Annotated in this window: 8 protein-coding genes and 1 pseudogene; 7 read left to right on the plus strand and 2 right to left on the minus strand. The window is 63.9% G+C overall.

Translation table 11 applies throughout. From position 1 onward, the window contains the following. Positions 1–163 (minus strand): annotated as a pseudogene (locus tag VML93_RS28790) (nitroreductase family protein); the annotation flags it as partial. Between VML93_RS28790 and VML93_RS28795 the strand changes: the two are divergent. The 7 genes from VML93_RS28795 to VML93_RS28825 all read left to right on the plus strand — a co-directional run bounded on the left by VML93_RS28795 (position 164) and on the right by VML93_RS28825 (position 6,112). Next, positions 164–1,006 (plus strand): aldehyde dehydrogenase family protein, encoded by an 843-nt coding sequence (locus tag VML93_RS28795; RefSeq protein WP_325615674.1) that lies wholly within the window; start codon positions 164–166, stop codon positions 1,004–1,006. A 29-nt stretch (positions 1,007–1,035) separates the two neighbouring features. After that, on the plus strand, positions 1,036–1,416 hold the full coding sequence (locus tag VML93_RS28800) for a carboxymuconolactone decarboxylase family protein (RefSeq protein WP_325615676.1): 381 nt from the start codon (positions 1,036–1,038) through the stop codon (positions 1,414–1,416). A gap of 9 nt (positions 1,417–1,425) precedes the next feature. Beyond that, entirely contained in the window at positions 1,426–2,316 is an 891-nt protein-coding gene (locus VML93_RS28805; protein WP_325615678.1) for an NAD(P)-dependent oxidoreductase, read from the plus strand. Between the two features lie 240 nt (positions 2,317–2,556). Continuing rightward, the gene (locus VML93_RS28810; RefSeq protein WP_325615681.1) at positions 2,557–3,648 is read left to right on the plus strand and encodes an amidohydrolase family protein; all 1,092 of its coding nucleotides are present in this window, start codon (positions 2,557–2,559) and stop codon (positions 3,646–3,648) included. Positions 3,649–3,680: 32 nt separating this feature from the next. Beyond that, on the plus strand, positions 3,681–4,826 hold the full coding sequence (locus VML93_RS28815; protein ID WP_325615683.1) for an amidohydrolase family protein: 1,146 nt from the start codon (positions 3,681–3,683) through the stop codon (positions 4,824–4,826). 2 nt (positions 4,827–4,828) lie between these two features. Beyond that, entirely contained in the window at positions 4,829–5,233 is a 405-nt protein-coding gene (locus tag VML93_RS28820; protein WP_325615685.1) for a Rieske (2Fe-2S) protein, read from the plus strand. 12 nt (positions 5,234–5,245) lie between these two features. After that, positions 5,246–6,112 (plus strand): alpha/beta hydrolase, encoded by an 867-nt coding sequence (locus VML93_RS28825; protein WP_325615687.1) that lies wholly within the window; start codon positions 5,246–5,248, stop codon positions 6,110–6,112. Positions 6,113–6,117: 5 nt separating this feature from the next. Here VML93_RS28825 and VML93_RS28830 read toward each other — a convergent pair whose 3' ends face one another. Next, the gene (locus tag VML93_RS28830; protein ID WP_325615689.1) at positions 6,118–6,591 is read right to left on the minus strand and encodes a hypothetical protein; all 474 of its coding nucleotides are present in this window, start codon (positions 6,589–6,591) and stop codon (positions 6,118–6,120) included. Positions 6,592–6,742 lie beyond the last annotated feature (151 nt).

The following is a 6,742-nucleotide window of genomic DNA, read 5'->3' on the forward strand; positions in this document are numbered from 1 at the left end:
CAACCATCCAGTCCTCGGGTACGCCGACCGCGTCCCGCAGTAGCCGCTCACCGCCGTTGGAAGCCCAGCTGGTAAGGCACGCCCCAAGGCCCTGGGCGCGGGCGGCCAGCAGAAAGTTCTGCATCGCGGGAAAGATCGATCTGCCCAGCAGAAGCCCCGCGGCGTGTTCAACGTCGTGACCGGAATCGGCGCCGAAGCCGGCGCCGCCCTGACGGCACATCCCGATGTCGATCACCTGGGCTTTGTCGGATCGACCCAGATCGGGTCGCTGGTCGCTCACGCCGCCGCCGATCGGGTGGTGCCGACGACCCTGGAGTTAGGCGGCAAGTCCCCGCAAATCGTGTTTCCCGACGCGAATCTGTCAGGTGCCGCAGAGTCGATCGCGAGAGCGATCCTGCAGAACGCCGGCCAAACCTGCTCGGCCGGCTCCCGACTGCTGGTGCACGACTCGGTCCACGACACCGTGGTCGACATGGTCTGCCGGCATTTGTCGGCGACAACCATCGGGCCCGGTATCGATGACCGCGATCTGGGTCCGCTGATCTCGCGCAAGCAGCAGCAGCGGGTGCAGTCGATGGTCAGCGGCATTGTCAAGGGCGAAATCCTTTGCGGCGGTGCGCCACCGGCGGATGCGGAGCTGGCTGACGGCGCCTACTTCGCGCCCACGGTGATCGACGACGTCGACCCCGCATCCCATATCGCCCAGGAAGAGATCTTCGGCCCGGTGCTGACCGTCAACAGATTCTCCGATGAGGACGAGGCGATCGAGCTGGCCAACGGGACACAGTATGGTCTGCTGGGCACGGTGTGGACCAGCGATCTATCCCGCGCGCACCGGCTCGCGGCCGAGATCCGGGCGGGCCAGGTCTATGTCAATACCTATGGCGCAGGTGGCGGAGTGGAGTTGCCGTTCGGGGGTTTCAAGAAATCCGGATACGGTCGCGAGGAGGGCTACGAAGCCCTCGACGGTTTCAGCGCTACCAAGACTGTGGTGGTGCGCCTGTGAAGACCCGCCCCACGGCAAAGGAGCAGAGCATGGATCGCGGAACATATCAGCGGGGACTTGAAATCCGGTCCGCCGTGCTGGGCGAAGCGTACGTCAACAAGGCGCTGGCCGATGCCGACGACTTCACCCAGCCGCTGCAGGATCTGATCACCGAATACTGCTGGGGCGCGGTGTGGGGTCGCGAAGAGCTGCCCCGCAAGACTCGCAGCATGCTCAACTTGGCCATGATTCCGATCCTCAACCGGCCGAACGAATTACGGATCCACATCAAGGCCGCATTGACCAACGGCGTCACTCGCGACGAGATCCGCGAGATCTTCCTGCAGGTCGCCATCTACGCCGGCGTGCCGGCCGCGGTAGACAGCTTCCGTATCGCTGCACAGACGTTCGCCGAACTGGATCAGAGCTAGAGCCGGGCCATGCGGATCGGGTTTATCGGGTTGGGAAGCATGGGCTTTCCGATGGCGCGTCGGCTCGTCCAGGCAGATCACGATGTCGTCGTCTTCGACACCCGCAGCGCGGCGGTCGAGCGCGTCGTCGCCCTCGGAGCGCAGGCCGCGTCGTCGCCGAAAGAGGTCGCGGATGGCGCCGAAACCGTTCTGGCCAGTCTGCCGTCGCCCGCGGTCTCCCTCGAGGTGGCAACCGGCGCAACAGGAGTGATCGAAGGCTCGTGCGTCAAGCGCTACGTCGACCTGTCAACCGTGGGCAGCCAAACGGCGGTCAAGATCCATGACCTGCTGGCCGCGCGCAACATCGTCGCCATCGACAGCCCGGTCAGCGGCGGTGTCGGCGGGGCCGAGAAGGGCGCACTGGCCGTCATGGTCTCCGGCCCGCGCGGCGAATTCGATGTCATACGAACCGTACTCGAGTCGATCGGCCGACCCTTCTACATCGGCGACAAACCCGGCTCGGCACAAACGATGAAGCTGGCCAACAACATCCTGGCGGCCAACGTCTTGGTCGCGACGTCAGAAGTCGTCGTGATGGGCGTCAAGGCCGGCCTAGACCCCAGCGTCATGATCGAGGTGCTCAATGCCGGCTCGGGCGCAACAAGCGCAAGCCGCGACAAGTTCCCCCGCGCGATCCTGCCGCGCACCTTCGATTACGGCTTTGCCACCGGGCTGATGCTCAAAGACGTGCGACTATATCTCGACGAAGCCAAGGCGCTCGGCGTGCCGGCCGAGGTCGCCGAAGCGATCGGTCGGCTGTGGGAGACCGCCGCGCGCGATCAAGGCCCCGACTCCGACTTCACCGCGGTGATCAAACCGCTGGAGAAGGCCGCCGGCGTGACGGTCGGCCCGGCAGGCTGAGTCCCCGGACAGCCCGACAGCAACACCGACGGCGCCCGTCGACGGGTTGGAGAATGGTATTATACCTATTGAAGAATGACACTTGCCAAAGTCCCGGCAATATCGGTGTCTACCAGCGCCGATGACTAACCGAAACGCTTACCGGAAATCGATTGATCGGCGACCGAAGAGAATGTTAGATTATCTATCATCTGGCCCAGACGGGCCCATCTTGGTGGCCGAAGCCGAAGGATGGCTTTCGTGATCGAACACGCTGACGGAACACGCACGCCGGTGATTGACGCAAGCGTGCATATCTTCTTCCCGTCCAACAAGGACCTGCGCTCCTTCTTGCGGGAGCCGTTCAAGAGCCGCGGCTTTCCCGACTACGAGATGGACTGGTATGGGGCACCGGGCGGCGAGTACGCCGTCAACACCGAGGGACCCGATCGCCGCTACCCGGGGTCCGACGTGGAATTCGTTGCCAATGAGCTGTTTTCGAAGCGCGGAGTGGATGTCGCGGTGCTGCACCCGATGGGGCGCGGCATCATGCCGGACCGCCATCTCGGCAGCGCGCTGCATGCCGCGCACAACGAGATGATGGTGTCGCGCTGGCTGGAGCACACCGAGTTCGGCGAGCGGTTCCGCGGCACCATCCGGGTTAACCCCGACGACATCGCCGGCGCAGTGCGCGAGATTGAGAAATGGCGTGCCCATCCCCGTGTTGTCCAGATCGGCGTCCCCCTGCAGTCCCGCGAGGTCTACGGCAAACCACAGTTCTGGCCGCTGTGGGACGCCGCAGCCGACGCCAACCTTCCGGTCGCGGTGCACATCGAGTCGGGCGAGGGCATCGGGTTCCCCCCGACCCCGTCCGGGCACACCCGAACCTACGAGCAATACGTCAGCTTCATGGCGCTGAACTACGTCTACCACCTGATGAACATGATCGCCGAGGGCGTATTCGAGCGCTTCCCCACGCTCAAGTTCGTCTGGGCCGACGGCGCCGCGGACTTCCTGACGCCATTCATGTGGCGGATGGACACTTTCGGCCGGCCACACCTCGAACAGACGCCCTGGGCGCCGCGCATCCCCAGCGACTACATCCCCCGGCACGTGTATTTCGTCCAGGGCAGCCTGGACGGTCCAGGCGACACGGACTTCGCCGGTGAATGGTTCGGCTTCACCGGCAAAGACGACATGGTGATGTTCGGATCCAGTTACCCGCACTGGCAGTGCGGTGACGTCAAGCAGTTGCCCAAGGCGCTTTCGGTCGAACAGCGCGAAAAGGTGTGCTGGCGCAACGCGGCCGACCTGTACGGGATCGACGTTTCGGTCGACCTCGCAGCGGGCTAGTCGCAGAATAGAGAAAAGCAAGGGAGACCACGATGACGCTGACGCATTCGCGGGAACGGGTTCCCGCGGCCGAGCACATAGCCGTCCGGTGCGTCGACTCCGACGTCCACCCGGTACCCAAGCGCGGCGAGATCTCGCCGTACATCCCGGAGCCGTGGCGGAGCAAATACTTCTTGGACCGCAAGGTCGGCGAACTGATCTACTACGATGCCCCGGACTACGCGCACAGCTTCGCGATGCGCGTCGACACCTTCCCGCCGGACCACCAATTCCCCGGCAGTGACCCGGATATGGCCTTTCGGCAGCTGATCATGGAAGCCGGCTCCGACATCGCGATCCTGGAGCCAGGCGGTCGCACCGCCCGGCTACCGGAGGCTACTCACGCATACTCGACCGCGCTCAACCACTGGCAGGCCAATCACTGGCTCGACGGCCATAACAACTGGCACCAGCGCTGGCGCGGGTCCATCTGTGCGGCAATCGAAGATCCTGAAGGTGCCGTCCGCGAGATCGAGGAATGGGCCGGGCACCCCTACATGGCACAGATTCTGATCAGGGCCGAACCCCGGCCATCATGGGGTCACCCCGTGTACGACCCGATCTGGGCTGCCGCCACCAAACACGACATAACCGTGAGTTGCCACCTGGGACGCAGCTGCTACGAGATGCTGCCGACCCCGCCGGTCGGCTACCCCAGCTACAACCACGACTTCATGGTCACGTACTCGCTGCTGGCGGCAAACCAGGTGATGAGCCTGATCTTCGATGGCGTCTTCGACCGCTTCCCGACGCTGCGGATCGTGTTCGTCGAGCACGCCTTCACCTGGATCCTGCCGCTGATGTGGCGCATGGACAAAATCTACGAAGCACGCAAGTCGCGGGTGGACATCAAGCGCAAGCCCTCGGAGTACGTCAAGGAGCACATCAAGTTCACCACCCAGCCGCTGGACTACCCGGAGGACAAGACCGAGCTGACCCGCGCGCTGGAGTGGATGGAGTGCGACAAGATCCTGCTGTACTCCTCGGACTACCCGCACTGGACGTTCGACGATCCGCGGTGGTTGGTCAAGCACCTTCCCAAGGCTGCCCGTGATGCGGTGATGTACAAGAACGGCATCGCGACCTACAAGCTTCCGGAAACCGTGCCTGTCCTCGAGGGTCAGACCCGGGTGCTCTGAAATTGACTTCTGAAGAAGCTACCAGGCGGCCCCAGGCCCGCCTCGCCCAGGGCCGCGAGCATGTGGTCGCGACGGTTGACGAAATCCCGCCGGGCACACACAAACTGGTGCCGATCGGGCGGCACGGTGTGGGGGTCTACAACGTCAACGGCAGCTTCTACGCGATCGCGAACTACTGCCCGCACCAGGGCGGGCCGTTGTGTTCGGGACGCGCCCGGGGCCGCACCATCGTGGACGAAAGCGCACCGGGTGATGCGGTCATGGTGCGCGACCTGGAGTACATCTACTGCCCTTGGCATCAATGGGGTTTCGAGCTGGCGACCGGTACTACGGCGGTCAAGCCGGAGTGGAGTATCCGCACGTATCCGGTGCGTGTTGTCGGCAATGATGTTTTGGTGATGGCGTAACGGGAGAAGCGCGTGTCTTCTATCGAGGTGAACGGCGGCAACGTTGTCTACGAAATACTGGGTGAATCAGGCGATCTCATCGCCCTGACGCCGGGTGGCCGGTTCAGCAAGGAGATCGAGGGCTTGCGTCCGCTGGCCGAAGCGCTGGTCGACGGAGGCTATCGGGTGCTGCTCTGGGACCGGCCCAACTGCGGCGCCTCCGATGTGCAGTTCTACGGCCAAAGCGAATCGCACATGCGCGCCGAGACCCTGCACAAGTTGGTGACTTCGCTCGGCTTCGAGCGGTGCATCCTCGCCGGGGGTTCCGGTGGCGCAAGGGATTCCATGCTGACCACGATGCTCTACCCCGATATGGTCACCAAGCTGGTGGTGTGGAACATCGTCGGCGGCATTTACGGCACCTTCATGTTGGGTTCCCACTATGTACTCCCCAGCATTGTCGCGGCGCGCGGCACCGGCATGGAGGGAGTACTGAAAATGCGCGAGTGGCGCGAACGTATCGAGGAGAACCCGAACAACAAGCAACGGTTCCTCGACTTCGACAAGGACGAGTTCCTCAAGGTGATGCTGCGCTGGCTCAACGCCTTTGTGTCCAAGCCGGGCCAGACCATCCCCGGTGTCGAAGACGAGATGTTCGACCGAATCCAGGTTCCCACGCTGATCATTCGCGGCGGCGAGAACGACTGGGACCACCCCAAACGCACGTCGCTCGAAGTCAGTTGTCTGATCAAGGGATCGAAGCTGATCGATCCGCCGTGGCCGGAGGACGCGTGGGAGCGGGCGTCCGAGGAGCGTGCGGCCGGTAAGGTGAAGTATTTCAACATGTTTGACACCTGGGTGCAAGCGGCGCCGCCGATCCTCGAGTTCTTGAGATCCTGATGCGCTTACCGGGTGCGAATGTGGACCTCAGCGTTGAGCGACGCCTCCAGCGCCGTATGGATCCGGCTTTCCGGGATGCGCTCGAGATCCTTTTCGCGCAGCGTCACGACGACGATGTCGAAGCCGTCATCGCCGGGCTGACGGACGATTTCGCCGGTGAGGCCGAACCCGGACAGCACACCGCGGGCGTCGTCGTCGGTTCCCCGGCTGACGAAGGTGACCACACCGGCCCTCGGAGCGCCGCCAAAGGCTTTAGCGCACAAGTCGATTGCCGCCGTCTTGGCCGCGTCGACATCCTCGCTCTCGACCAGCAGCTCCACCTCGCGGCGACTGGCCGGCATGGCCGCGAGATCGTTTTCGACCACGTCGGCGCCGATCTCGCCGATCAGACCGAGGAGCCCTGCCATGCCCTCGCGCAGCTGCTGCGGCGTGAGCACACCGCCCGGGTCGACATTGACCCGCACCACCGCAGTCCGCATGCGGGCTAGCCTAACCGGAACCCTGACCAGCTGATGAACACCACCCAAGCCACGCCCATCAACATCGCCACCGCGCCCGGGTGCCAATCACGGCTACTGGTTCCGGGTGTCGAGCATTACCCGGCCTATCGGGAGCAAGGTGGTTATCAGC

It is taken from the genome of Mycobacterium sp. (assembly GCF_035499775.1).
In the GTDB taxonomy this organism is placed as follows: Bacteria; Actinomycetota; Actinomycetes; order Mycobacteriales; family Mycobacteriaceae; genus Mycobacterium.